This is a genomic window from Serratia sp. HNCC26DJ244 (assembly GCF_057180565.1).
The window spans coordinates 230,032-255,620 of record NZ_JBXUGO010000003.1 but is presented as its reverse complement, the minus strand read 5'-3'; the positions used below and the strand labels follow the sequence as shown (position 1 = coordinate 255,620).

The 25,589-nt window shown below is 48.2% G+C and carries 24 protein-coding genes; 10 read left to right on the top strand and 14 right to left on the bottom strand.

The window, feature by feature from the left end:
• Window positions 1–176: 176 nt before the first annotated feature.
• From yeaG to AC2A06_RS04235, 3 genes are all read left to right on the top strand, one after another.
• The gene (gene yeaG, locus AC2A06_RS04245; protein ID WP_473197794.1) at window positions 177–2,111 is read left to right on the top strand and encodes a protein kinase YeaG; all 1,935 of its coding nucleotides are present in this window, start codon (window positions 177–179) and stop codon (window positions 2,109–2,111) included.
• Between the two features lie 139 nt (window positions 2,112–2,250).
• Window positions 2,251–3,522, top strand: coding sequence for a YeaH/YhbH family protein (locus tag AC2A06_RS04240; protein ID WP_473197795.1), 1,272 nt, complete (start codon window positions 2,251–2,253; stop codon window positions 3,520–3,522).
• Between the two features lie 155 nt (window positions 3,523–3,677).
• Window positions 3,678–4,235, top strand: coding sequence for a 3'-5' exonuclease (locus AC2A06_RS04235; protein ID WP_484379463.1), 558 nt, complete (start codon window positions 3,678–3,680; stop codon window positions 4,233–4,235).
• Window positions 4,236–4,271: 36 nt separating this feature from the next.
• Here AC2A06_RS04235 and AC2A06_RS04230 read toward each other — a convergent pair whose 3' ends face one another.
• On the bottom strand, window positions 4,272–5,531 hold the full coding sequence (locus AC2A06_RS04230; protein ID WP_484379462.1) for a D-amino acid dehydrogenase: 1,260 nt from the start codon (window positions 5,529–5,531) through the stop codon (window positions 4,272–4,274).
• 409 nt (window positions 5,532–5,940) lie between these two features.
• Here AC2A06_RS04230 and AC2A06_RS04225 point away from each other — a divergent pair, with 409 nt between their 5' ends.
• Window positions 5,941–7,476, top strand: a complete 1,536-nt coding sequence (locus tag AC2A06_RS04225) for a SpoVR family protein (RefSeq protein ID WP_484379461.1) — start codon at window positions 5,941–5,943, stop codon at window positions 7,474–7,476.
• A gap of 63 nt (window positions 7,477–7,539) precedes the next feature.
• On the opposite strand, the gene fadR is transcribed toward AC2A06_RS04225, so the two are convergent.
• On the bottom strand, window positions 7,540–8,262 hold the full coding sequence (fadR, locus tag AC2A06_RS04220) for a fatty acid metabolism transcriptional regulator FadR (protein ID WP_023490147.1): 723 nt from the start codon (window positions 8,260–8,262) through the stop codon (window positions 7,540–7,542).
• Window positions 8,263–8,518: 256 nt separating this feature from the next.
• On the opposite strand from fadR, the gene nhaB reads away from it, so the two are divergent.
• Window positions 8,519–10,102: a sodium/proton antiporter NhaB gene (gene nhaB, locus AC2A06_RS04215; protein WP_484379460.1), complete on the top strand. Its 1,584-nt coding sequence runs from the start codon at window positions 8,519–8,521 to the stop codon at window positions 10,100–10,102.
• Between the two features lie 188 nt (window positions 10,103–10,290).
• On the top strand, window positions 10,291–10,827 hold the full coding sequence (gene dsbB / locus AC2A06_RS04210) for a disulfide bond formation protein DsbB (RefSeq protein WP_037386030.1): 537 nt from the start codon (window positions 10,291–10,293) through the stop codon (window positions 10,825–10,827).
• A gap of 131 nt (window positions 10,828–10,958) precedes the next feature.
• Here the strand turns inward: dsbB and AC2A06_RS04205 are convergent, their stop codons facing one another.
• From AC2A06_RS04205 to AC2A06_RS04195, 3 genes are all read right to left on the bottom strand, one after another.
• A complete protein-coding gene (locus AC2A06_RS04205) occupies window positions 10,959–11,405 on the bottom strand; it encodes a YcgN family cysteine cluster protein (RefSeq protein ID WP_023490835.1) in 447 nt (148 codons plus the stop codon).
• 167 nt (window positions 11,406–11,572) lie between these two features.
• Window positions 11,573–12,229: a fumarylacetoacetate hydrolase family protein gene (locus tag AC2A06_RS04200; protein WP_484379459.1), complete on the bottom strand. Its 657-nt coding sequence runs from the start codon at window positions 12,227–12,229 to the stop codon at window positions 11,573–11,575.
• A gap of 99 nt (window positions 12,230–12,328) precedes the next feature.
• A complete protein-coding gene (locus AC2A06_RS04195) occupies window positions 12,329–12,601 on the bottom strand; it encodes a YcgL domain-containing protein (protein WP_023490833.1) in 273 nt (90 codons plus the stop codon).
• A 136-nt stretch (window positions 12,602–12,737) separates the two neighbouring features.
• Between AC2A06_RS04195 and minC the strand changes: the two genes are divergently transcribed.
• The 3 genes from minC to minE are packed head-to-tail and all read left to right on the top strand — an operon-like array spanning window position 12,738 to window position 14,541.
• The gene (gene minC / locus AC2A06_RS04190) at window positions 12,738–13,430 is read left to right on the top strand and encodes a septum site-determining protein MinC (protein ID WP_484379458.1); all 693 of its coding nucleotides are present in this window, start codon (window positions 12,738–12,740) and stop codon (window positions 13,428–13,430) included.
• A 25-nt stretch (window positions 13,431–13,455) separates the two neighbouring features.
• Window positions 13,456–14,268 carry a septum site-determining protein MinD gene (minD, locus tag AC2A06_RS04185; RefSeq protein WP_023490831.1) on the top strand — a complete coding sequence of 271 codons (813 nt, stop codon included), beginning with the start codon at window positions 13,456–13,458 and terminating at the stop codon, window positions 14,266–14,268.
• A 3-nt stretch (window positions 14,269–14,271) separates the two neighbouring features.
• Window positions 14,272–14,541 (top strand): cell division topological specificity factor MinE, encoded by a 270-nt coding sequence (gene minE, locus AC2A06_RS04180; RefSeq protein WP_023490830.1) that lies wholly within the window; start codon window positions 14,272–14,274, stop codon window positions 14,539–14,541.
• A gap of 109 nt (window positions 14,542–14,650) precedes the next feature.
• Here minE and rnd read toward each other — a convergent pair whose 3' ends face one another.
• From rnd to yoaA, 5 genes are all read right to left on the bottom strand, one after another.
• Entirely contained in the window at window positions 14,651–15,772 is a 1,122-nt protein-coding gene (rnd, locus tag AC2A06_RS04175; protein WP_484379457.1) for a ribonuclease D, read from the bottom strand.
• Window positions 15,773–15,859: 87 nt separating this feature from the next.
• Window positions 15,860–17,548 (bottom strand): long-chain-fatty-acid--CoA ligase FadD, encoded by a 1,689-nt coding sequence (gene fadD, locus AC2A06_RS04170; protein WP_484379456.1) that lies wholly within the window; start codon window positions 17,546–17,548, stop codon window positions 15,860–15,862.
• A 143-nt stretch (window positions 17,549–17,691) separates the two neighbouring features.
• Complete coding sequence (locus AC2A06_RS04165; protein WP_484379455.1) at window positions 17,692–18,270, bottom strand: Slp family lipoprotein; 579 nt, start codon at window positions 18,268–18,270, stop codon at window positions 17,692–17,694.
• Between the two features lie 105 nt (window positions 18,271–18,375).
• Window positions 18,376–19,074, bottom strand: a complete 699-nt coding sequence (gene tsaB / locus AC2A06_RS04160; protein WP_484379454.1) for a tRNA (adenosine(37)-N6)-threonylcarbamoyltransferase complex dimerization subunit type 1 TsaB — start codon at window positions 19,072–19,074, stop codon at window positions 18,376–18,378.
• Window positions 19,075–19,155: 81 nt separating this feature from the next.
• The gene (gene yoaA, locus AC2A06_RS04155) at window positions 19,156–21,060 is read right to left on the bottom strand and encodes a DNA repair helicase YoaA (protein WP_484379453.1); all 1,905 of its coding nucleotides are present in this window, start codon (window positions 21,058–21,060) and stop codon (window positions 19,156–19,158) included.
• A 134-nt stretch (window positions 21,061–21,194) separates the two neighbouring features.
• On the opposite strand from yoaA, the gene AC2A06_RS04150 reads away from it, so the two are divergent.
• Window positions 21,195–21,539 carry a RidA family protein gene (locus tag AC2A06_RS04150; RefSeq protein WP_023490824.1) on the top strand — a complete coding sequence of 115 codons (345 nt, stop codon included), beginning with the start codon at window positions 21,195–21,197 and terminating at the stop codon, window positions 21,537–21,539.
• Between the two features lie 40 nt (window positions 21,540–21,579).
• Here the strand turns inward: AC2A06_RS04150 and mdtI are convergent, their stop codons facing one another.
• From mdtI to zwf, 4 genes are all read right to left on the bottom strand, one after another.
• Entirely contained in the window at window positions 21,580–21,909 is a 330-nt protein-coding gene (gene mdtI / locus AC2A06_RS04145; protein ID WP_023490823.1) for a multidrug/spermidine efflux SMR transporter subunit MdtI, read from the bottom strand.
• Window positions 21,896–22,264, bottom strand: a complete 369-nt coding sequence (gene mdtJ, locus AC2A06_RS04140; protein WP_484379452.1) for a multidrug/spermidine efflux SMR transporter subunit MdtJ — start codon at window positions 22,262–22,264, stop codon at window positions 21,896–21,898. Before mdtJ ends, mdtI begins: the two co-directional genes overlap by 14 nt.
• Before the next feature lie 571 nt (window positions 22,265–22,835).
• The gene (locus AC2A06_RS04135; RefSeq protein WP_023490821.1) at window positions 22,836–23,477 is read right to left on the bottom strand and encodes a bifunctional 4-hydroxy-2-oxoglutarate aldolase/2-dehydro-3-deoxy-phosphogluconate aldolase; all 642 of its coding nucleotides are present in this window, start codon (window positions 23,475–23,477) and stop codon (window positions 22,836–22,838) included.
• Window positions 23,478–23,646: 169 nt separating this feature from the next.
• Entirely contained in the window at window positions 23,647–25,122 is a 1,476-nt protein-coding gene (gene zwf, locus AC2A06_RS04130) for a glucose-6-phosphate dehydrogenase (protein ID WP_023490820.1), read from the bottom strand.
• Window positions 25,123–25,589 lie beyond the last annotated feature (467 nt).

Sequence of the window (25,589 nt, the reverse complement as noted above, 5' to 3'; positions counted from 1 at the left end):
ATCGGAAGGTGGATTTATCCTGAGGTCGGTTGAATAAAGCGCAACTCGCGATAATAAATCTATCATGTTGGCATACGAGTTGCTGTACTCAGTTATGCTTCCCACTTTCAGGAGCCACAATATAAACACCAGCTCCTTTTTTAACCTGTGCTAATAACGAAAGGACGGGCATCGCCATGAACATATTTGACCACTATCGTCAGCGCTACGAAGCAGCCAAGGACGAAGAGTTCACACTGCAGGAATTTCTTACCATTTGCCGGCAAGATCGCAGTGCATATGCCAATGCAGCAGAACGGCTGTTGATGGCTATCGGTGAACCAGTCATGGTGGATACCGCGCTTGAATCGCGCATGTCACGCCTGTTTTCCAACCGGGTCATCGCACGTTATCCTGCATTCGAGGAATTCTACGGCATGGAGGAAGCTATCGAGCAGATAGTTTCTTACTTGAAACACGCCGCACAAGGACTTGAAGAGAAGAAACAGATCCTTTATCTGTTGGGCCCAGTAGGTGGTGGTAAATCATCCCTTGCTGAACGGCTAAAAGACTTGATGCAACGTGTCCCTATTTACACGCTGAGTGCTAATGGTGAACGTAGCCCGGTAAACGATCACCCATTATGCCTGTTCAACCCACAGGAAGACGCCACTATTCTGGAGCAGGAATACAATATTCCTCGGCGTTATCTTGGCAGCATTATGTCGCCATGGGCAGCCAAACGTCTGCATGAATTCGGTGGTGACATCACTAAATTCAAAGTAGTGAAGGTTCGTCCATCCATTCTGGAACAGATAGCTATCGCCAAAACTGAACCCGGTGATGAGAATAACCAGGATATCTCTGCCTTGGTAGGTAAAGTAGATATCCGCAAGTTGGAGAACTATGCCCAGAACGATCCGGATGCCTACGGCTATTCCGGTGCCTTGTGTCGTGCCAACCAAGGTATTATGGAATTTGTCGAGATGTTCAAGGCACCGATCAAAGTGCTGCACCCTCTGCTGACCGCCACTCAGGAAGGTAACTACAACGGTACTGAGGGGATCTCTGCCCTGCCATTCAGCGGCATTATTCTGGCGCACTCTAACGAGTCAGAATGGGTCACTTTCCGCAACAACAAAAACAATGAGGCCTTCCTTGACCGGGTTTATATCGTCAAGGTGCCTTACTGCCTGCGGGTGTCCGAAGAGATCAAAATCTACGACAAACTGTTGGATCACAGTGAGCTAACCCATGCCCCTTGTGCCCCTGGTACGTTAGAGACTCTGGCACGCTTTACCGTATTGTCACGTCTTAAAGAGCCAGAAAACTCCAGTATTCACTCAAAGATGCGTGTCTACGACGGTGAAAGCCTGAAAGATACCGACCCTAAAGCCAAGTCATATCAAGAGTATCGTGACTATGCTGGGGTTGATGAGGGCATGAATGGCCTTTCAACCCGTTTTGCCTTCAAGATACTGTCTCGGGTCTTCAACTTTGATCATGCCGAGGTGGCTGCAAACCCGGTACATTTGTTCTACGTGCTTGAGCGACAAATAGAACGTGAACAATTCCCGCAAGAACAGGCAGAAAAATATCTGGAGCACCTGAAAGGCTACCTAATACCGAAGTATGCCGAGTTTATCGGTAAAGAGATCCAGACAGCTTATCTGGAATCCTACTCGGAATATGGTCAAAACATTTTTGATCGCTACGTGACCTATGCCGATTTCTGGATCCAGGATCAGGAATACCGTGATCCCGATACCGGTCAACTGTTTGATCGCGAGTCTTTAAACGCCGAACTGGAGAAAATTGAAAAACCAGCAGGTATCAGTAATCCAAAAGATTTCCGCAACGAAATCGTTAATTTTGTCCTGCGGGCTCGTGCCAATAACAGCGGCCGCAATCCTAATTGGACCAGTTACGAGAAGTTGCGCACCGTCATCGAGAAAAAAATGTTCTCGAATACGGAGGAGTTACTGCCCGTTATTTCCTTCAATGCCAAAACCTCAACGGATGAGCAGAAAAAACATGATGATTTTGTCGACCGTATGATGGAGAAAGGCTACACCCGTAAACAGGTTCGCCTGCTGTGCGAATGGTATCTGCGGGTCAGAAAATCTTCATGATGTAAGCTACATGACGTCATATACCTCGGTGGTTTCAAGTGACCGCGTGCGCCCAAGGAAGGGCGAGTCATTACGCCAAGCTTGAATGATCGTGGGTATATGCTTTATGGCTTGCCGGGCAACGTTGTTTGGGGGATGTATGGCCTATTTCATTGATCGACGGTTAAATGGCAAAAACAAGAGCATGGTGAACCGCCAGCGCTTCTTGCGTCGCTATAAGTCGCAAATCAAACAGTCGATAGCTGAAGCCATCAATAAACGTTCGGTCACCGACGTAGACAGTGGGGAATCCGTGTCGATTCCTAGCGGCGATATCAGCGAACCCATGTTTCATCAAGGCTCTGGCGGTAAACGTCAGCGTGTTCATCCAGGCAACGACCATTTTGTGCAAAATGACCGTATCGAGCGCTCCCAAGGTGGCGGTGGCGGCGGTGGAAGTGGCCAAGGGGATGCCAGTCAGAATGGTGAAGGCCAGGATGAATTTGTGTTCCAAATCTCCAAAGATGAATATCTCGATTTACTGTTTGAAGACTTGGCGTTGCCTAATCTGAAGAAGAATCAGTATAAGCAGCTTACCGAGTTCAAAACCCATCGTGCTGGTTACACGGCAAACGGCGTGCCTGCCAATATCAGTGTGGTGCGCTCGTTGCAAAACTCATTGGCACGACGTACTGCTATGACGGCAGGTAAACGGCGTACTCTGCATGAACTGGAAAATAGTCTCAGCCTGTTGGAAAACAGCGAACCTGCTCAATTACTGGAAGAGGAACGCCTGCGTAAGGAGATTGCTGAGCTACGTAAAAAAATTGAAAGTGTGCCATTTATTGATACTTTTGACCTACGCTATAAAAACTATGAGCGCCGCCCTGAACCTTCCAGTCAGGCGGTGATGTTCTGCCTGATGGATGTCTCTGGTTCAATGGATCAGCCAACCAAAGATATGGCCAAACGTTTTTATATTCTGCTGTATCTCTTCCTCAGCAGAACCTATAAAAATGTCGAGGTGGTATACATTCGCCACCATACGCAGGCCAAAGAAGTGGACGAGCAAGAGTTCTTCTATTCTCAGGAAACTGGCGGCACTATCGTTTCCAGTGCACTGAAGTTAATGAACGAAGTGATAGAAGAGCGCTACGACCCTGCTCAATGGAATATTTATGCCGCTCAAGCTTCAGATGGCGATAACTGGGCTGATGATTCGCCTCTGTGTTACGAGTTGTTGGCAAAAAATACGTTGCCGATGGTGCGTTACTATTGTTATATCGAAATCACCCGCCGTGCTCATCAGACCCTGTGGCGGGAGTATGAACATTTACAAGCAACCTTTAAAAACTTCGCCATGCAGCCAATACGTGAGCCGGAGGATATTTACCCTGTATTCAGGGAACTGTTCCAGAAGCAAACCGTATAGTGTTATGACGACCCACACAGCCAGTCAACTGACTGGCTGTGTGACCTCTTTTATTAAACGGCAAGCTATACACGCCCGAGCTCCGAGCAACTCTCCCCTGCCTGTTTATTGATAATGGTGTACCATCAGCGCAATACCACGCCGAGGAAACCCGCATGCACCACCTGATGTTAGATATTGAAACCCTGGATATCACCCCCAGCGCAGTGATCCTGGCGGTTGCCGCCGTGTTCTTTGACCCCAAAACGGGTGAGCTAGGCGCAGAATTTGATGTTGCGGTCAACTGTCAGCAAGAGCAACCCGGGCGAACCATCAGTCTGGAAATCGTCGCTTGGTGGGCAAAACAATCAGATGAGGCACGCAAATTAGCTTTTGGCGGCACAGAAAGCCTGAAACGCGTATTAACCGCTCTGAGTCGTTTTATTCATATAAACAGTACGGATACCGTGAAAGTGTGGGGCAACGGTAAAGAGTTTGATTGCGTTATTTTGGAACATGCTTTCAAGCAACTGGGCATGCCCTGCCCGTGGAAATTCTGGGATACACAAGATGTCCGCACCATTATCACCTTAGCCGAGTTAAATGGCTTCAACCCCAAAAAACAGCGAGCCTTTGAAGGCACGCCGCACCGGGCGTTGGATGATGCCAAACATCAGGCACGTTATGTGGCTGATGCCATCTCCGCACTTTATTATCGCAAGACCGTATTGTAGAAAACGGACCGATCTTAGATAAGCGCATTATCCCGCTTAAACAGCGCTAGTATAGCGCCCTACCGCCAAATCGTCAGAGGCTATCGCGGGTGTAATACCAGAAACCAGATCCGCCAGCAGTTGCCCGGAACCACAAGCCATGGTCCAGCCCAAGGTACCATGCCCGGTATTCAGATAGAGATTTTTCAGGGGCGTTTTACCAACGATCGGCGTACCATCAGGGGTCATTGGCCGCAATCCTGTCCAGAACGAGGCTTGCTCAATTCGCCCCCCATGAGGATAAAGGTCACGCACCACCATCTCCAACGTTGCTCTACGTTTCTGTTCTAACTGGGTATTAAAACCGACAATCTCCGCCATGCCTCCCACACGAATACGTTGGTCAAACCGCGTAATGGCGATTTTATAGGTTTCATCCAGCACGGTTGAGCTGGGTGCAGCCATTTCATCTGCAATCGGAATGGTTAACGAATAGCCCTTCAGAGGATAGACCGGTATCGGAAACCAATCACCCAGCAATGCCGTCGAATAAGCCCCTAGCGCCATGACATAGCTATCTGCTTTTATCAGATCACGACCACATTGCACCCCGATGACTTTATCTCCCTCGACGCATAAGCGATCAATTGTTTGATTGAAGAGGAAATTAACCCCCGCCAATTTTGCCATTTCTGCCAATCGTTGGGTAAACAGCTGGCAATCTCCCGTTTCATCATTGGGCAACTGTAAGCCGCCCACTAATTTGTGAGCCACCTGCGCCAATGCCGGTTCAACGGTGGACAATTGATTGGCAGACAATAACTGGTAAGCAACACCAGCCTCCTCCAACACCGCGATATCTTTGCTGGCGTTATCGAACTGCTGTTGAGAGCGGAACAGTTGTAATGTGCCTTTTTGACGACCTTCATACTGGATCCCGGTCTCCTGACGCAGCAGTTTAAGGCAATCACGGCTATATTCCGCCAACCGCACCATGCGGCTTTTATTGGTCTTATAGTGACTGATGTCGCAATTTTTCAACATCTGCCACATCCAATGCAGTTGAAAACAACTGCCATCAAGATGAATAGCCAACGGAGCATGCCGCTGGAACATCCATTTAATCGCCTTTAATGGCACCCCCGGTGCGGCCCAGGGAGCTGCATAGCCAGGGGATATTTGCCCGGCATTCGCCGCGCTAGTCTCAAGTGCTGGCCCCGGTTGACGATCGATAACCGTTACTTGATGACCAGCTTTTGCCAAGTACCAGGCGCTACTCACCCCCACCACACCACTGCCTAAAATTAGCACTCGCATCTCTCACCCCTGCATGGCTTTCACCCAGCATAATTATCCCCTTCATTCTTCAAGCTGCTTGGGTGTTAGCTGCGCTCTATCACCCCAGTCACATAGTCAGCTATGCTCCTGGGGATTCCTTCGCTGGCTGCCTACAAGCAATCCGAATAATTTTGGGTATAGCCATGGTGAAGAATTAATTCAGTGATAGTCAACTCGGCAAAATGAGTCAACTATACTGATAATACTCACAATAAGTGGTTTCAGTCCCTCTTTAAGTGACAGCAGCAGCAACTTGGATAAGTCTAATACCTAAATCACCTCATTTTTATCAATCGCAGATGATTTCAAACGATTTATTGTGACTTAGACTATCATTGTAAAAGGGTCTGCCAAATGAGCGGGATCTGTTAATAACGAGGGTGCGCTGATGACTACTTCGACACATAAAAAAGTGAAGGCAGATAAACGTCTGAGCGATGGACCGGACTGGACGTTCGACCTGCTGCGAGTTTATCTGGAACAGATTGATCGTGTCGCCAAGCATTACCGGCTCGACACCTATCCACACCAGATCGAGGTTATTACCTCCGAACAGATGATGGATGCCTATTCCAGCGTCGGGATGCCGATTAACTATACGCACTGGTCATTCGGCAAAAAATTCATTGAAACTGAGCAGCGTTATAAGCATGGTCAGCAAGGCCTGGCCTACGAGATCGTTATCAATTCCAACCCTTGTATCGCTTATCTGATGGAAGAAAACACCATCACCATGCAAGCTCTGGTGATGGCGCATGCTTGCTATGGGCATAACTCGTTTTTCAAAAATAATTATCTGTTCCGCAGTTGGACGGATGCCAGTTCGATTGTCGATTATCTGTTGTTCGCACGCCATTACATCAGTCAGTGTGAGGAGCGTTATGGTGTGGAAGAAGTGGAAAAACTGCTCGATTCCTGCCATGCCTTGATGAACTACGGTGTTGATCGCTATAAACGACCACAAAAAATCTCACTGGTGGAAGAGAAAGCACGTCAGAAAGTGCGTGAAGAGTATCTGCAGAGCCAGGTAAATTCTCTGTGGAAAACCTTACCACGTATCGCGCGTGAAGAGTCGCCGGGGCAAGCATTGCGTTTCCCCCGTGAACCACAGGAAAACATTCTCTATTTTATGGAGAAAAATGCGCCGTTACTGGAGCCATGGCAACGGGAAATTTTGCGCATTGTGCGTAAAGTAAGCCAATATTTCTATCCGCAAAAACAGACTCAGGTCATGAACGAAGGGTGGGCAACCTTTTGGCACTACACCATCCTGAACCATCTCTACGATGAAGGACGGGTAACGGATCGCTTTATGCTGGAGTTTTTACACAGCCATACTAATGTGGTCTATCAACCGCCCTACAATAGCCCCTATTATAATGGGATTAACCCTTATGCATTAGGCTTTGCCATGTATCAGGACATTAAGCGTATCTGCCAATCACCAACGGAAGAGGATCGCTACTGGTTCCCGGATATTGCCGGCAAAGACTGGCTGGATACCTTACATTTCGCCATGCGTGACTTTAAGGATGAGAGTTTTATCAGCCAGTTCCTGTCACCCAAGCTGATGCGCGACTTCCGCCTATTTAGCGTATTGGATGACGATCACAACAATTATCTGGAAATTTCGGCGATCCACAACGAGGAAGGCTACCGTGCGATTCGCCAAGCGCTGTCAGCACAATATAACCTCAGTAATCTCGAGCCAAATATCCAAGTCTGGAATGTTGACCTGCGCGGTGATCGCTCTTTGACATTACGTCATATTCCGCAAGACAGAGCACCATTAGACAAAAGCCGCAAAGATGTGATGAAACACCTGCACAGATTGTGGGGATTCGATATTATCCTGGAACAACAAAATGAAGATGGCAGTATAGAGTTGCTTGACCGTTGCCCACCAAGGCCAACGCAATTATAGCCTCAATCCGCTTCAGTTCATTCAAGCTGCAGGGCTCCTCTGCAGCTTGAATCTCATGGAGACCTATCTACGATGTGCTTCGGCCAGATCACTTGGCATGGTACCTTGCATACTCTGCCAGATAGCCCCACTCTCTTTACCGTAATTACGGACACAATCCATCACTTGGTCGTACATTTTCTCATGGCACAGGCTCGACAATTTATTGTAAAAGCTGAGTGCCAACTGACGTGCTTCTGGATTTGAAAAATAATATCGCCCAACCCGGATATAGAGGCCTTTCAAGCCGTTAATGATCAAGCCATAAATCGGATTACCTGAGGCGAACGCCAGGCCACGAAATACTTCATAATCAAGCTGATCGAAGGCATCAGTCTGCTCATCAGCCTGTGTGGCTTTAGCTAATATTTCTAGCGCCTGCTCCGGATGGTTGCGCACAGCGGCGCGGATAAAAATAGACGCGATATTGGTACGTACCGCCAGCAAATTATCAATCAACTGTGGCACGCTATTATGATCAAGACGTGCCAGCGTCTCTAAGATATTAAGACCTGAAGTTTCCCAAAAATTGTTCACTTTGGTGGGCTTACCATGTTGAATGGTCAACCAGCCATCGCGGGCCAATCGCTGTAATACCTCACGTAAAGTGGTGCGCGTAACGCCAATCAATTCTGAAAGCTCACGCTCTGCAGGCAAGATAGAGCCGGGCGGGAAACGATTATTCCAAATACTTTCAATAAGATATTCTTCCGCAAAACCGGCAGGGCTCTGGGCCTTTATAACCATGTGTAATGTCCGTGGCGATGATCATCAATAATTGTAATCGTCTGATCATACCAGATCACTATGGCATCACATAGTATGAGCAAAAGGCAATAAACGAAAGTGTGCATAATCCGACAAAAAACCACTTCTATTCGATGCTATGCAAACAGACGCAAGGCAAGATAAGTTAAATGGTGACGGGTATATATTTACCTGAAACACTGAGTTAGGTAAGCTCAACCTCGTGCGCACTCATTTTAAGGCTTCTCGAAACAACATGACTATAACAATTCGTTCCGCATTGATGAAAAATTTTCTCGGGGATTCTCCCGACTGGTATAAATGGGTGATCATCAGTTTTCTGCTGCTCAATCCGCTGGTCTTTTTTCTGGTCAGTCCCTTCGTGGCAGGTTGGTTGCTGGTGGTGCAGTTTATCTTCACCTTAGCGATGGCATTAAAATGCTACCCACTACAACCCGGTGGATTATTGGCTATTGAGGCCACCTTGATCGGCATGACTAGCCCGGCACATATCGGCGAGGAAATTGCCAATAATCTTGAAGTGCTGCTGCTACTGATATTCATGGTCGCTGGCATCTATTTTATGAAGCAATTGCTGCTATTTCTTTTTACCAAGCTATTGCTTAGTATCCGCTCAAAAATGCTGCTTTCTCTCGCCTTCTGTGGTGCTGCTGCCTTCCTGTCCGCCTTTCTGGATGCTCTGACGGTGATAGCCGTGGTTATCAGTGTCGGTACCGGTTTTTATGCTATCTATTACAATGTGGTGGCTAAACAAGCAGATAATAATTCGCAAATTGCCGATGACAGCCTCATTGATAATCCTGAACATCAGCAAATCATGGAACAATTCCGCAGTTTCTTGCGCAGCCTGCTGATGCATGCTGGCATAGGGACCGCACTCGGCGGGGTAATGACCATGGTTGGGGAGCCGCAAAACCTGATCATCGCCAAAAATGCAGGCTGGGGATTTATCGAATTTTTTCTACACATGACCCCCGTAACGCTGCCAGTCTTCGTTTGTGGGCTACTGGTTTGTCTTTTGGTTGAGCGTTTTCGGTTGTTTGATTACGGAACCAAACTACCAGAACCGGTGCGTGAAGTACTCAAAGAGTTCGATCGTAAGGCAAGCGCCAAGCGTAACCGTCAAGAAAAAGTCAAACTAGTGATACAGGCATTGGTTGGCGTATGGTTGGTAGTGGCTCTCGCTTTCCACTTAGCCGAGGTTGGTTTGATTGGCCTGTCGGTTATTATTCTGGTCACTTCATTCTGTGGCGTCACCGATGAACATGCCATTGGCAAAGCGTTTCAAGAAGCCTTGCCTTTCACCGCCCTGCTGACGGTCTTTTTCACTGTCGTGGCTATCATTATCGAGCAACAACTGTTTAGTCCGGTGATCCAGTTTGTCCTTCAGGCCCCACCAAGCACGCAGATTTCCCTGTTCTATCTGTTCAACGGCCTGCTCTCTTCCGTTTCAGATAACGTTTTTGTAGGAACGGTGTATATCAATGAAGCTAGAGCCGCACTAGAACAGGGGCTTATTTCCCTCAAACAGTTCGAAATGCTAGCCGTCGCCATTAACACCGGTACCAATTTGCCTTCTGTTGCCACACCTAATGGCCAAGCTGCCTTTCTGTTTTTGTTAACCTCATCGCTGGCACCACTGCTACGTATCTCTTATGGGCGTATGGTCTGGATGGCGTTACCTTATACGCTGGTACTGACACTGGTTGGCTTATTATGTGTGCACTATGCCTTAGCGCCCGTGACCGAAACTCTAACTCAATGGAACTGGTTATCCCCGCCGTCACTTAACGTCATCACCTCAGTAACGGCACATTAGGTTATAGTATCCACAATATTAGTCATGATTAAATGACGACGCCTCAATTGCCTACTAAACCAGCAAACGAGGCGCCATTAATCCTTTACTGGCTAATATTTTTCATTGAATCAGTGACTGGTGGCTGGCAGCGGGGGAAAATTGGTTTACACTCCCTGTTCAATAGCTTACTGCATGGAAGAGTATATATGTTGCAATTCTTTAACCGCTGCTCCAAAGGGCGCGGGGCTTGGATCTTGATGGCTCTGACTGCACTGGCACTGGAGTTAACCGCACTCTATTTCCAACACGTTATGTTGCTGCAACCTTGTGTCATGTGCATCTACGAACGCGTTGCTCTGTTTGGCATCCTGGCCGCGTCACTGATTGGCGCAATAGCACCGAAAAGCGCCTTACGCTATCTTGCTATCCTATTGTGGCTCTATAGCGCCGGGGAAGGTCTACGCTTGGCGTGGAAACATACCATGATCCAACTACACCCATCGCCCTTCAATACCTGTGACTTTTTTGTCAATTTCCCTAGCTGGCTCCCCTTGGATAAATGGGCTCCTGCCATATTCCACGCATCGGGTGACTGTTCGCTACTTCAATGGCAATTTCTCTCATTGGAGATGCCGCAATGGTTAATCGGCATCTTTGCCGCCTACCTGTTGGTGGGTATTCTGGTACTGATCAGCCAATTTGTACGCCCGCGTAAGCGTGATCTGTTTGGACGTTCCTATTAAATTTTCGGGATGGGGTTTTCGGGATGGGGTTGATTTCAAGGATGAAAAATGAGTCGACCTTGGTGATGGAAAGAACGCCATCACCATTTAAACGCTAACTCGAAGCAACCTGGCTAACGCCTGTCAGCAAATTACTTCGCCCAACCAGGTTTGTTTAAAATGTGATCCTGCCAGTCCACCACTTCACTCTCGCGCACCGCAATATGGCGCACAGAGATGCGTTCGCCATGCATCGCTGCTTTTGAACCACTGATTAACGGGTGCCAGGTTGGTAAAGTGTGACCTTCACCAATCAGGCGGTAGGCACAGGTGGGGGGCAACCACTCGAAACTTTTGAGGTTCTCACGCGTCAACTTGATGCAATCTTCCTCCAGTTCAAAGCGCTGTTCATAGTGACGGCACTGGCAGGATTTTATATTAAGCTGATCACAAGCCACATTGGTGAAATAAATCTCATCGGTATCTTCATCGATCAATTTATTCAAGCAACATTGCCCACAGCCATCACACAGTGACTCCCACTCTGCTTCAGACATTTCATCCAGCGTTTTCTGTTGCCAAAAAGGAGGTTGTGACATATTGGTGGTTTCCGAAGATAGAGAAATAACGGCCAGCAGGCTTCAAGGGGCACTATATAGCATACCCACACGCCTGCACGCTACCAGATATCTCCTCGCTTGAGAAACCAATGGGCGGCCTGCTTGGGCAAAATAGTGTTGGCAAGCCGCAAGACGGTGGTGTGAAATTAGATAACCCGCGTAGTGAGTGATTTGCCATTAAGCGATATTTTCAACGTATCACCAGCGGTCATCGGACCTACACCTTGCGGGGTACCAGTCAAAATGATATCGCCAGGGCGCAACGTGAAGAAACGGCTCATATAGGCAATCAACGGTATAATCGGCGTGATCATATCGCGGGTGTTTCCTTGCTGACGCAATTGATCATTAAGCGTCAAGGTCAGTTCCGCATTTTGCGGATCACCAAATTCAGCCACTGGAATAAACCCTGAAATGGGGCAAGAACCATCAAACCCTTTCGCTTTCTCCCAAGGTTGCCCGGCCTTTTTGAACCCAGCTTGTAATTCACGCAACGTTAAGTCGAGAGCGACACCGTACCCTGCTATAGCCCGAAACACACGATCTTCATTGGCTTGCTTCAGCGGCGAACCGATCAGCACCGCCAACTCAACCTCATGATGCAGTTCCCCAAACTCTTTAGGGATTGCTATCGGCTGACGGATATCGCACAAGGCAGTTTCAGGTTTAATAAATAATACCGGCTCAGCGGATACCTTATTGCCCATCTCCTTGATGTGGTCGGCATAATTGCTGCCGACGCACACCACCTTACTTACCGGAAAATCGAGCAACGCACCTTGCCAGTCTCTATGTTGATACATTCCGTTTCTCCCAACCACAATGTCAAAATTATATACTCTTCGCCATTCACGCTATAGTCAACTGCAACATCATTGAATAGTGATGTGCTGAACAGTGGATTATTTCTTGCCGGATGAACAATGCTGATTCATTAAATTTTCTACCGGCGGCGGGACTTGCAGATAAAACCCTTGCTCTTTTAGCGCCTCTTTCACTTTTTCGATATCCGCCGAGGCCAATTTTTTACGCTCATTCAATGAAAGCATCATCGATAACTGCGGTATACCAAAACTTTTCAGCAGTTCTTCGGGCACACGAGAAAAATCGTCTTTTTTTTCAACATAAAGGTAAGTTTGATCACGTTTAGGGCTTCTATAGATCACACAATGCATTTTTAAAACTCTATTTAATTGAGACTGCGGCTTGCCTGGATATAACTCTGACTATAACATGTTTATGATACGTCGGAATATCGTACCCCGAGTGGTATTCAGGGGATTTAACGTTGCTGAAACTGAGTCAGGATAGATGTCACAATCGCCAATTGAGCTAAAAGGCAGCAGTTTTACCCTATCGGTTGTTCATTTGCATCATTCGGACCCCGAGGTAATTCGTCAGGCACTGCAAGAGAAAGTAAACCAGGCGCCCGCTTTTCTCAAAAATGCCCCTGTTGTCATCAATGTTGCTGCACTGGACAGTGACGCAAACTGGAAACAACTGCAGCAGGCTTTCACTTCTGCGGGGTTGCGTGTGGTTGGCATCAGCGGATGCAAAGATGAGCAGCAAAAACGCGCTTTTGCCCGTGCAGGTTTACCCATGCTCAACGAGGGGAAAGCACAGAAAGCCGCTCCACCCGCCCCAGCCGCTCCTGTTATACCGGATAATGCCCCTGCTAAAACGCGCATCATCAATACGCCAGTGCGTTCAGGCCAACAAATTTATGCTCGTAACAGCGATTTAATCATCACCAACAATGTCAGTGCTGGCGCTGAATTGATCGCCGATGGCAATATTCATATCTATGGCTCGCTACGCGGGCGGGCATTGGCTGGTGCCTCTGGCGATCCACAATGTCAGATTTTTTGCACCTCCCTGAGTGCTGAGCTAGTCTCTATTGCAGGGCAATATTGGGTGAGCGACCAGATACCGGTTGATTTTTTCGGCCATGCGGTACGCCTCAGCCTATTGAATAATACATTAACCATACAACCTTTAAATTAAGCCCTTTTGACAAGGAATACTTTTCATGGCACGCGTTATTGTTGTTACCTCGGGTAAAGGGGGCGTTGGCAAGACCACATCAAGTGCAGCCATTGCTACCGGCTTAGCCCAAAAAGGCAAGAAGACTGTCGTGATCGATTTTGATATCGGCCTGCGTAACCTTGACCTCATCATGGGATGTGAACGCCGGGTAGTTTATGATTTTGTTAACGTTATTCAGGGTGATGCCACACTGAACCAGGCGTTAATCAAAGACAAACGTACCGAAAATCTGCACATTCTGCCCGCTTCGCAGACGCGTGATAAAGACGCGCTTACTTACGAAGGTGTTGAGAAGGTACTCAATGATCTCGACGAGATGGGTTTTGAATTTATCGTCTGTGACTCTCCTGCCGGGATCGAAACTGGCGCATTAATGGCGCTCTATTTCGCTGATGAAGCCATTATTACCACTAACCCTGAGGTCTCTTCCGTTCGTGACTCTGACCGCATTCTAGGCATTTTAGCCTCCAAGTCACGCCGTGCCGAAAAAGGCGAAGAGCCTATCAAGGAACATCTGCTGTTGACTCGCTACAATGCAGGGCGTGTTAACCGTGGCGATATGTTGAGCATGGAAGATGTGCTGGAAATTCTGCGTATTCCGCTGGTCGGTGTGATCCCGGAAGATCAATCCGTATTGCGCGCGTCCAACCAAGGGGAACCTGTTATTCTGGATAAAGAGTCGGATGCCGGTAAGGCCTATGACGATACTGTTTATCGCCTGTTAGGCGAAGAGCGTCCATTCCGCTTCATCGAAGAAGAGAAAAAGGGCTTCCTGAAACGCCTTTTTGGGGGATAAATCATGGCTTTGTTAGACTTCTTTCTGTCCCGCAAAAAATCGACAGCCAGCGTAGCCAAGGAGCGGTTGCAGATTATCGTCGCAGAACGTCGTCGCGGTGATAGTGAACCACGCTATCTACCTGATTTGAAACGCGATATCTTGGCTGTAATTTGTAAATATGTTCAAATTGACCCTGAAATGTTACATGTACAATTCGAACATAAAGGCGACGATATTTCAGTGCTTGAACTTAATGTGACACTGCCGGAATCGGAAGAGTCCACTAAATGATCGCTCTCTATTAGCCCCCTGAATCTTCTATCAGGGGGCAATCATGGTCAGAACCAATTTAGGTCAACTAGCCGAGACTCAAATAGCCAATTGCCCCCACAAGTCAGCGCTAGCTACCCTGCAAAATAGCTTGTAGTGGTGCTGTCAATAAGGCTCCACGCCAACCACTGATTAACTCTGGTTGTGTATCATTCTCTTTTAATTTCCAATGCCAGTTCAGCAATTGATTGATCTGCCGCCGTGAAGCTAGCAATTCTGCACTTAAACCACTCTGTTCACTGACTGCCGTAATCACCGCTTTTATTTCTTTAAACACTCGCTTATAGCCTGGTTGATCAATCAGGTTAAGCAACGGCTCAGGCAAGTCAGACTCATCAAGGGCATTAGCCTGCGCCACCAAGGCCAGTAAGGTGTTACCATGGTAGCGGATCTCTTGCCCACTCAGGCCTAACGCATCAAGTTCACCCAATGAGCCAGGCATATAACGCGCCACTGCCCACAGATTCTCTTCACGCACCACGAAATTGACAGCCAGATCACGCTCACGTGCCTGCTGTAGCCGCCAGGCAGCTAATAGCTGCAAACAGCCTAATTGACGTGGAGTTAACTGCCAGGCATTAGTAATTTCACGATACGCCAGTTCAGGGCGTAACGTTTCACTACGACGCTGGCAAAGTAACAGACACTCATCGGCGGCGGCGGCAGTCCACCCTGCGGTTTCAGTTTCCTGCACCAATTGTTTCGCCATGGGCAGCAAGTAAAGCACATCCGCCGCAGCATAACTGCACTGGCGCTCAGTCAATGGTCGTGCTATCCAGTCGGTACGAGATTCGCTCTTATCTAGCTCAACATGCATATATTCCGCGACGAGTTTGGCAAAACCACATGAAAGTGTATGGCCACCGAATGCCGCCAGGATCTGCGTATCCACCATCGGGCTCGGTAGTGTCTTGAATGCGTTCAAAAAAACCTCAAGATCTTCACTACCTGCATGTAAAAATTTCACTACCGCACAATCTGTCAGTAAATCAATAAAGGGTTGCCACTGCGTGATTGGCAGTGGATCGATCAAAGAAAGTTGCTCACCATCATATAATTGAATCAAGCCTAACTGTGGATAATAGGTGCGTGTGCGGACAAACTCCGTATCGAGTGCCACCTGAGCATAATTTCTTGCCTGCTCGCAGACCTGCTGCAAGCCAGCATCGGTAGTGATCAACTGATAATTCAAAACATCATTCTCTTGGTCATTTTAAGGTTCAAACGCAACAAAGCCGGTATTCACCGGCCTGGTTGATAACTTGCGATAACAATTCGCCTAGGCTGCATCTTCCGTGTTCAGCTTTTTCTGTTCATCTCGTAATTCTCGCCGCAAAATTTTACCCACGTTTGATTTCGGCAATTCGTCGCGAAATTCAACAATTTTGGGCACTTTATAGCCGGTAAGGTGGCGGCGACAATGGATCAATAACTCCTCTTTAGTGAGTGTCTGGTCTTTCTTCACCACACAAACCTTGACCTGCTCACCTGATACGCCATTTGGAACACCAATCGCTGCACACTCCAACACTTTCGGATGCTGACTGACAACCTCTTCAATTTCATTCGGATAAACGTTGAATCCCGATACCAGGATCATATCCTTCTTACGATCAATAATACGGATAAAACCTTCACCATCCACGGTAACAATATCACCGGTTGCTAACCAACCATCGCGTAATACTTCTGCGGTAGCTTCTGGCCGCTGCCAATAACCTAACATAACTTGTGGCCCTTTAATCCAAAGCTCACCCGGTTCACCAGGCGCCACCTCATGGCCTTGATCATCCACCAGGCGAATCTCCGTTGAAGGAACCGGCAGGCCAATACTGCCACTGTAGTGCGTTAAATCATGTGGATTACCTGATACCAGCGGGGAACACTCCGTCAATCCATACCCTTCCAACAGATGTTTACCCGTCAGTTTCTCCCATCTATCCGCCACCGCTTTCTGCACCGCCATACCACCGCCGACAGAAAGCCTTAACGAAGAGAAATCCAATTTTTGGAAATCCTCATTGTTAAGCAGTGCATTAAATAGTGTATTGACCCCGGCTATGGCACTAAATGGATATTTTGCCAACTCTTTTACCAGGCCAGGAATATCACGCGGGTTAGTGATCAACAGGCTTCTACCACCCAGTTCGATAAACAGCAGGCAGTTTATGGTCAGCGCAAAAATGTGATAAAGAGGCAACGCCGTCACCACCAACTCTTGCCCTTCATTTAGCACCGGGGCATAGGCCCCCTTCGCCTGTGCCAGGTTGGCCTGCATATTGCGATGAGTCAGCATGGCACCTTTAGCAACCCCGGTGGTGCCACCGGTATATTGCAGGAAAGCCAAATCACTATTGATAACATCTGGCTTCACATATTGCATGTGGCGGCCTTGTTGCAAAACGCGACGAAATGAAATCGCATCAGGCAAATCGTATTTGGGAACCAACCGTTTGATATATTTGATAATAAAGTTAACCAAGGTTCCTTTCGCGCCAGAAAGCTGATCCCCCATGCGCGTCAGAATCACATGTTTTACCTGCGTGTTGAACACCACCCGTTCTAGGGTATGAGCAAAGTTAGAGGCAACAACAATCGCTCTGGCACCACTGTCATTTAACTGGTGTTCCAATTCGCGTGGTGTATAGAGTGGGTTAACATTGACCACTACCATCCCGGCACGCAAGATACCGAACATGGCAATCGGATATTGCAGCAAATTAGGCATCATCAACGCAACACGGTCACCTTTTTGCAGCTTTAACTCATTTTGCAGATAGGCGGCAAACGCCCGACTACGCTCTTCCAACTTGCGGAAGGTCATCACCTCCCCCATGTTGATAAATGCAGGTTGATCCGCAAAGCGCGAGGCTGAATTTTCGAACAATTCGATCAATGATGTGTACTGGTCAGCATCAATTTCTGCCGGAACATCTGCTGGATAGCGTTTTAGCCAGACTTTTTCCAAGGGTCACCTCTAAAATCATTACAAGCTGTTATCGTGGCCACAAAAAACGCCACAAACATTAACGATATTTTAACTCAGCCCACTGACTCACGTTTCAAACAATATACAGGTTGCGATATATATCACTAATTACTGGCAACGACTTACTCTGTCACCACAGTCTGCACCTGAGCTGGGCCTGGAGAGTACCAACCATTGCCAGGTCCCCACGGACGATGATGCCAACCCCACGGATCCATCGGTTGTGGTGGCATGACAATTTGCTGGGTAACATGCCAACGCTTGAAACCGCTCGCATTCATGGTCACAAAGCGGTATGGCGTCATGCCAATTTTCCCCTCCAGCACACCGGTGATGGGCCCAACCACCGTCACGAGTTGCCCCTTGAAATCCACAGGATCAAGGAAACCGTTAATGGCGGCCAATACCCGACCTTGAGAGGGTTCACCTAGCACTGGACGAGCCCCTGCATCTAACGGCACTGTGGCTATTTCCAGCACGGTACGCCCAGGCTCATTCGCTACCCCGACCACCGTACCACCAAAGCGGGCTTCAGCACCGGTGAACTGTTTCGGCGCATTTTGCACCACAATCAGTCTTTCAACCGGCGTTGGTGAGGTTCCTTTAATCGCATCAGGAATAGTGACACATCCAGAAAGCAGCAACAGGCTGCTAGAGATGACCAGCATGACGCCTTTTTTATTTAAAATAGGTGTTAACATCCCATAGCCTCCTGTTATACCCGCCACCATTCAAACGGCTGCGACATGGGTTACTGCTATCCCAATGCTCATCTATCCCAACGCTTATACAGTAATCATAGGCGATTAACGGCCAGGTAGTTTCTTCCAGGTCACTTCATTACGCAGATAAGTGGGCTCGCTCTGTTCTACCGGAACCGTCAACCCCTGCTGCCAAGCCATTAGTGCCAAAGGCAGCATATCCTCAGCCTGCGGTAACAGCGTCTTACCATCAGAAAGAGTCAGTAATGTGCCAGCAACCAGATCAGGATAAGCTTCCCAGCCAGTTCCTGCATGAGACCAAGCTCCCTGTAAACGTTGCGCACGTTCTAACACTTGTGGAGGGGAAAGGACTGCCTCCCCTTCACTTTCCAACCAGCCACCCTCTTGCTGACGTTCAAACGCTCCCCAGTACACTTCGCCCATACGCGCATCAATGGCAGCTAAAACACGTTGCGACCCCGTCATCCGCCAAGCCCCTTGCGCCAGTGTTTGCAAGGTGGAAATGCCCAGCATCGGCAGATCAGCTCCCAACGCCAACCCTTGGGCAATACCAATACCGATACGTACCCCGGTGAAGCTCCCCGGGCCGCGGCCAAAAGCGAGTGCATCAAGTTGAGAAAGTGTTAATCCGCAGCTAGCCAGTAGTTGTTGGACCATGGGCAGAATACGCTGGGTATGTTCCCGCGGACAGAGTTCAAACAAGGCGTGAGTTTCGCCATGATCCCAGATAGCAACAGAACATGCTTCTGTCGCTGTATCGATCGCTAAAATTCGCGTAGACATGCCAGACCCCAGGCAGGAAAAATCAGTAATTTCATCTATAAGGCGCACATTGTAGCACGTCCCCGAGGTCGAGCCTATCCGCTAACGTCCGGCCCGAAGAAAGGCAATAGCCTCGGATAAATCACGGGTGCGGGGTGCAGGCGGTAAGCTCTTGAGGAAGACTTCCCCATACGGTCGCATCACCAATCGATTATCACAAATCACCAATACCCCGCGATCATCGCTATCACGGATTAAACGGCCAACCCCCTGTTTCAGGGTAATGACAGCGTCAGGCAGTTGAACGTCGTTGAAAGGGTCACCACCACGCAAGCGGCAATCTTCAATACGTGCTTTCAGCAAGGGGTCATCTGGTGAGGTAAAGGGCAACTTATCAATAATCACGCAAGAGAGGGTGTCGCCACGCACATCCACCCCTTCCCAGAAACTACTGGTTGCTACCAGCAAGGCATTCCCCGCCTCAACAAACTGTGCCAACAATTGGCCTTTGCTGGTTTCTCCTTGCAGTAGTACCGGCAACGTCAGCATGGCACGGAACTCTTCAGCCAGCTCACGCATCATCTGATGGGAAGTACAGAGGAAAAAACAACGCCCTTGGTTTGCTTCGATCATCGGCCGCAACATACGTGCTAATTGCCGTGCCGCCCCAGGCTGATTGGGTGCTGGCAGGAAGCGCGGTACGCACAAAATCGCCTGGTTGGCATAATCAAATGGGCTGGGCAATAACAGTGTTTTCGCCTTATTCAGCCCCAAGCGTTCAGTAAAGTGCCCCATTTGTTCATTAACCGACAGCGTCGCCGAAGTAAAAATCCAACTACCCGGTTTATCATTGAGCATTTCACGAAACCGCTCAGCCACTGTTAATGGCGTCAACGCCAATACAAAATGACGTGAGTTGCACTCATACCAATAGCTGAAACCCGGTTCATTGACTTCTTTCAAGCGCTTGAGGCGCGTGCGATATTGCGCAGCCCGTTCAAACGCCGCATCCAGTAAGGCTGAACGGCCTAGAGAAAGTTTGACCACGTCATAACACAACTCCAATGCATCATCGAGTAACAGCAAGGCCCGTTGCACATTGGGCTGGGCCAAAACTTCACGCAAATTACCACGGAACCCCGGTTCACCTAATGCCAAGCGGAAATCCTGGGTACTTTGGCTGAGGCGATCAGCGCTTTTTTGCAACTGTGCGGTATCACGGACTTCGGTACGATAGGCAATCGTAATATCTTTTGCCAAATCGAGTAATTGGCGACTGGTCAGTTGCTTGCCAAAGTATTGGCTGGCAATATCGGGTATCTGGTGAGCTTCGTCAAAGATCATCACATCAGCTTCTGGGATCAATTCAGCAAAACCCCCCTCTTTGACCACCATATCTGCCAGGAATAGATGATGATTGACCACCACCACATCAGCTTCCATCGCCCGGCGGCGCGCCTTAACGACAAAACAGTCCTTATACTGCGGGCAGTCCCCCCCCAGACAATTATCATTAGTGCTGGTCACCAGTGGCCAAACAAAGCTGTCTTCTGCCACATCTCGGCATAAGCTGATGTCCCCTTCTTCAGTCTGCGATGACCAACTACGCAGATGCACCAGATCGATTAGCGTTTGCCCCGCCAACTCACCGCCAGCCATCGATTGTTGCTCCAGGCGCTCCAGACATAAATAGTTGGAACGCCCCTTTAGCAACGCTAATCGACCTTGGTATTTTAATGCATTGGCTACCGTGGGGAGATCACGCGCATAGAGTTGATCCTGTAATGCTTTAGAGCCGGTGGAAATAATCACCTTACGCTTTGAACGCAATGCCGGGGCCAAATAGGCATAGGTTTTACCGGTACCGGTTCCTGCTTCGACCACCAGCTCCTGTTTGAAGTTAATCGCTTCTGTCACCGCATTGGCCATCAGCCTTTGTGGTTCACGGGGTTTAAAGCCTTTGATGGCCTGCGCTAATGCGCCTTCGGGTGCAAAATCGTCTATCACGCTATCTCTCTGGCCGAATCATCCAGCGGTGATTATGCCAAGGCTGCTGCTCCGCTACCACCGACTTGATCGATACACACTTCTTATTGCCATTGTGATAATCTTGCCAATATTAAAAACCGGGAGATAACTGAATGAATATTGAGCGAATTGATCCAGCGCAGCGTTGGTCCGAAGCCGTGATCCATAATGACACTATCTATTACACCAGCGTGCCCGAAAACCTGGATGAAGATGCCACAGCACAAACCACTAATGCACTTGCCGCCATTGATACCCTGCTGGCCCGCGTTGGGTCCGATAAAAGCCGGATTTTAGACGCCACCATTTTTTTGGCAAATGGTGATGATTTTGCCGCCATGAATACCGCTTGGGATGCCTGGGTCGTGGCCGGTAGTGCACCGGTTCGTTGTACGGTAGAAGCGCGCTTGATGAACCCGAAATTTAAAGTGGAAATCAAAATTATCGCCGCGATGTAATAGAAACCGCAGGTCCCCGCCTGCGGCATCTATTTTGTTTTTATGCCAACTTGATAATAACCATGCCAGTCAACAGCAACAGTAACCCAAGCCAGCCTTTGGTGTTCAAGCGTTGGCCGAACAAGATCCAGCCAGCCGCAATAGTCGCGGCAATGCCGAATCCCCCCCACAGCGCATAAGCAACCGACAAATCGATCCCTTTAACCGCCTGCGCCAATGCACTAAACGCCGCCAACACTGAGAGTAGTGAAAGTAACCCCAGCCAGATTTTGCGAAAACCATCTGACATTTTCAGAAAAATATTCGCCACGATCTCCAGCACGATGGCTAATGCCAGAAAGCCAATGTGGTATAACTCAAGCTGTTGCATGGTTGTCTCCACCTGGCTTTTTCTGTATTGGTGCTTTGTCAGTGCCGGATTTCACGAGCAAAATGCCGATAAGCAACGCGGTCAATCCCAACACTTTTAGTGAGGAAATCGGTTCATCAAACAACATGACGCTAAATAGCGTAATAAACAGAATACCAATCCCTTCCCACAGTGCATACGCCACCCCCAACGCAACCCGCTTCACCGCCAATGACAACATGATGTAAGAACCAGTAATCATTACATACATCATTATATGCCCGGCCATACCGCCACTAACGCTGGCGTATTTCATCGCCAAGGTACCAATAATTTCAGCAACGATAGCAACCGCTAAAAATATCCAATAAATCATTATGCTTCTCCCGAACTACAGATAATGCACGCCAAGGCGTGTTATTTCTGGTCTCTCCCCGTCGGCACCCAAGCAGGTATAGTGCTCATTGCAACTTAGATGAATCTGAGGAAAAACTATTTATCCGGCTATACCAAAACACCGGTTAGAGGGAGAAAAAGCTATAGTTCGCTGCACCAGTGATACTCACTGGCAAGGATGGCAGAAAGGAATAGTTGGTAAGTAGAGGTTCTGAGGGTAACGCCATTTATTATCATCATAATTATTCTATATTTACAGCCACTAGTAGTGTGGTTCGCTTAATATCCTCATAAATGTAAAATTATTCACTGCGCTAGTTGTACCATAGTAAAAATAATAAAGCAAAGTGCCTTGTTCACTGATAGAGCAAAAAAAGCTTGAAAATAAGCGTGTTAACTTTTTGACTGAGCGAGTTGTGCCAGTAGCATCGTGGGGATTAAATAATGATAAGGATAAAAAAGGCCCAGGTTGCTTACCTGAGCCTGATAAAAATAAACCGAGTAAATTCGCTCGCTACATCCCTATAAGGGAGTCTAAGCCTTGTGTAGGTTTAGGCGGTTGCGCCTTTAACGGCTTCACGAGCCAGCTCGGTGATACGAGCATAATCGCCTTTTTCCAACGCATCTGCCGGTACCAGCCATGAACCACCAATACACAATACGCTTTTCAGCGCCAGGTAATCACGGTAATTGTTCGGGGTGATCCCGCCAGTCGGGCAGAAACGGATTTGTGGGAAAGGCCCGGCGATCGCTTGTAAGGCTTTAACACCACCGTTAGCTTCCGCAGGGAAGAATTTGAATTCACGCAAACCATAATCCATCCCTAACATCAACTCGGAAACCGTGCTAATACCCGGGATTAACGGGATTTTACCTGCGGTGGCGGCTTTCAACAGCTCAGGTGTCAGCCCTGGGCTGATCACAAATTGCGCCCCGGCCTCCGTCACTTCATGCAATTGTTGTGTATTGATGACGGTACCCGCACCAATAATCGCTTCTGGTACTTCTTTGGCGATGGCACGAACCGCATCCATCGCACAAGCAGTACGTAGTGTCACTTCCAGTACACGCACACCACCAGCGACCAGTGCTTTAGCCAGCGGTACCGCATGTTCCAGCTTATTAATTACAATTACCGGAACCACTGGGCCTGCCGTCAGGATCTGCTCTGCACTGGTTTTCCAATTATTCATTGTCATTATCTCCACTACTTGCGATTGATATATATGGCATACCCTGCCACAGGGCACCGCATTACTGCGGTTTCCGATCGTCTCTTTACTCTTTCCTACACCATAAAAGCGCTATCCCCAGTGAATCTACCGGGGTAGCGTGGTTCAAACTGGCATCAAACTAAAATAATTACTCAAACTCATTCCAGGAACGGCCATCACGTGTAATCATGGCTACAGAAGCAATCGGCCCCCAAGTCCCCGACTGATAGGGCTTGGGTGCTTCGTTATCCGCTTTCCAGGCATCCATGATCGAATCAACCCATTTCCAAGCCTCTTCCACTTCATCACGGCGCACAAACAGAGCTTGTATACCGCGCATCGCCTCTAACAACAGCCGCTCGTAAGCATCCGCGATATGTTCCTGGTTAAAGGTTTCTGAAAAGCTCAAATCCAGCTTGGTGGTTTGCAAGCGATGCTTATGATCCAGACCGGGCACTTTATTCAATACTTGAATTTCAATCCCTTCGTCTGGCTGCAGGCGAATCGTCAATTTGTTTTGTGGAAGCTGCTGGTAAGAGTCACGGAACAGATTCAGTGGCGGGTTTTTAAAGTACACCACCACTTCTGAACATTTAGTCGGCAGGCGTTTACCCGTACGCAGATAGAATGGCACGCCCGCCCATTGCCAGTTATCGATATCCACACGAATGGAAACAAAGGTTTCAGTATTGCTGCGCTTATTCGCGCCCTCTTCTTCCAGATAGCCCGGAACCTTATTGCCTTGTACAAAGCCCGCCGTGTACTGGCCACGTACCGTGGTTTCCCGCACATTAGTCTGATCAATGCGGCGTAGCGAACGTAATACTTTTACTTTTTCATCGCGGATACGATCAGTGGTCAAGTCTGCCGGTGGCGACATGGCAATCATGGTCAGGATCTGTAGCAGGTGGTTCTGGACCATATCACGCATCTGTCCTGCCTGATCAAAATAGCCCCAGCGACCTTCAATCCCCACCTCTTCCGCTACCGTGATCTGCACATGGTCAATGGTGCGATTATCCCAGTTGGAGGCGAACAGTGAGTTAGCAAAGCGCAATGCCAATAGATTGAGTACCGTCTCTTTACCCAAATAGTGGTCAATACGGTAAACCTGGCATTCGCTAAAATACTCAGCAACCTGATCATTAATCTCCCGTGACGACGCCAGATCAGTACCCAGCGGTTTTTCCATCACCACCCGCGCGGGTTCTTTATTCAGCTTGGCCTCCCCCAACCCCCTGCAAACTGCGCCAAAGGTACTGGGTGGCATTGCAAAATAATTGATCGTGGTACGATGTTTCTGATCCAGCATCTTGCCAAGATTGATAAAATTCTTGCTGTTATTGACATCCAGATTACAGAAGTCCAGACGAGCACTTAACGTTGCCCACAACTGCTCGTCGAGGGGTTCTTTCATAAAGGTGGTAAGCGCTTCCTTAACCACGTTGCAATAGGCTGCCTTATCCCACTCGGCACGACCCACACCGATAATTCGGGTATCAGGATGGATATGGCCTGCTTTCTCCAATTGATATAGAGAAGGCAGCAATTTACGACGCGCCAAATCGCCTTTTGCGCCGAAAATAACCAGGTCACATGCCTGGGCTGTAGAGGTTACCGCCATACTCATCTCCTCACTGCAAGATATTTGTAATTTTCTTACGTCACTAATGTACTCTTTTTGACTACGGTCCGTAAACCCAGTTTACCGCCGTTGTCATACCAACAGTCAGTGTGACGACATAAACAACATAATGATTTTATTAATTTTACAGCGATAAAAATAGTGATCAAAAAGAAGAAAAAAATAACAAAAAATGCATTACACTCTCTCTTTAGTTATCTTAACAGCAAGTAAAGCTGTAATTTTCTATCTTTTTTGACGCCTTTTTACCATTGTGAAAGTTAGACACAGGTCATAATCTGGTGAAATAAACCCATTTTTCCTTTGTCCATACTGCCCATGGTTTACCACAGGGAGTATATTTCCCTAAACTGACATTAATTTCACCTTTGATTGAAATCGCTATATCCTATAAATTCAAGTTTCAGCTTGAATGGCGGCGGGTATAAACCATGAGCACACTCGTT

What these genes read in the sequence shown, in the direction of transcription:
- mdtJ (WP_484379452.1), bottom strand. Translation starts at nt 22,264, where the DNA reads ATGATTTATTGGATATTTTTAGCGGTTGCTATCGTTGCTGAAATTATT.
- minD (WP_023490831.1), top strand. Translation starts at nt 13,456, where the DNA reads ATGGCACGCGTTATTGTTGTTACCTCGGGTAAAGGGGGCGTTGGCAAG.
- fadR (WP_023490147.1), bottom strand. Translation starts at nt 8,262, where the DNA reads ATGGTTATAAAGGCCCAGAGCCCTGCCGGTTTTGCGGAAGAATATCTT.
- AC2A06_RS04195 (WP_023490833.1), bottom strand. Translation starts at nt 12,601, where the DNA reads ATGCATTGTGTGATCTATAGAAGCCCTAAACGTGATCAAACTTACCTT.
- tsaB (WP_484379454.1), bottom strand. Translation starts at nt 19,074, where the DNA reads ATGTCTACGCGAATTTTAGCGATCGATACAGCGACAGAAGCATGTTCT.
- AC2A06_RS04240 (WP_473197795.1), top strand. Translation starts at nt 2,251, where the DNA reads ATGGCCTATTTCATTGATCGACGGTTAAATGGCAAAAACAAGAGCATG.
- minE (WP_023490830.1), top strand. Translation starts at nt 14,272, where the DNA reads ATGGCTTTGTTAGACTTCTTTCTGTCCCGCAAAAAATCGACAGCCAGC.
- AC2A06_RS04165 (WP_484379455.1), bottom strand. Translation starts at nt 18,270, where the DNA reads ATGTTAACACCTATTTTAAATAAAAAAGGCGTCATGCTGGTCATCTCT.
- AC2A06_RS04235 (WP_484379463.1), top strand. Translation starts at nt 3,678, where the DNA reads ATGCACCACCTGATGTTAGATATTGAAACCCTGGATATCACCCCCAGC.
- AC2A06_RS04135 (WP_023490821.1), bottom strand. Translation starts at nt 23,477, where the DNA reads ATGAATAATTGGAAAACCAGTGCAGAGCAGATCCTGACGGCAGGCCCA.
- zwf (WP_023490820.1), bottom strand. Translation starts at nt 25,122, where the DNA reads ATGGCGGTAACCTCTACAGCCCAGGCATGTGACCTGGTTATTTTCGGC.
- AC2A06_RS04200 (WP_484379459.1), bottom strand. Translation starts at nt 12,229, where the DNA reads ATGTATCAACATAGAGACTGGCAAGGTGCGTTGCTCGATTTTCCGGTA.
- AC2A06_RS04225 (WP_484379461.1), top strand. Translation starts at nt 5,941, where the DNA reads ATGACTACTTCGACACATAAAAAAGTGAAGGCAGATAAACGTCTGAGC.
- minC (WP_484379458.1), top strand. Translation starts at nt 12,738, where the DNA reads ATGTCACAATCGCCAATTGAGCTAAAAGGCAGCAGTTTTACCCTATCG.
- mdtI (WP_023490823.1), bottom strand. Translation starts at nt 21,909, where the DNA reads ATGCAACAGCTTGAGTTATACCACATTGGCTTTCTGGCATTAGCCATC.
- AC2A06_RS04205 (WP_023490835.1), bottom strand. Translation starts at nt 11,405, where the DNA reads ATGTCACAACCTCCTTTTTGGCAACAGAAAACGCTGGATGAAATGTCT.
- AC2A06_RS04150 (WP_023490824.1), top strand. Translation starts at nt 21,195, where the DNA reads ATGAATATTGAGCGAATTGATCCAGCGCAGCGTTGGTCCGAAGCCGTG.
- AC2A06_RS04230 (WP_484379462.1), bottom strand. Translation starts at nt 5,531, where the DNA reads ATGCGAGTGCTAATTTTAGGCAGTGGTGTGGTGGGGGTGAGTAGCGCC.
- yeaG (WP_473197794.1), top strand. Translation starts at nt 177, where the DNA reads ATGAACATATTTGACCACTATCGTCAGCGCTACGAAGCAGCCAAGGAC.
- nhaB (WP_484379460.1), top strand. Translation starts at nt 8,519, where the DNA reads ATGACTATAACAATTCGTTCCGCATTGATGAAAAATTTTCTCGGGGAT.
- dsbB (WP_037386030.1), top strand. Translation starts at nt 10,291, where the DNA reads ATGTTGCAATTCTTTAACCGCTGCTCCAAAGGGCGCGGGGCTTGGATC.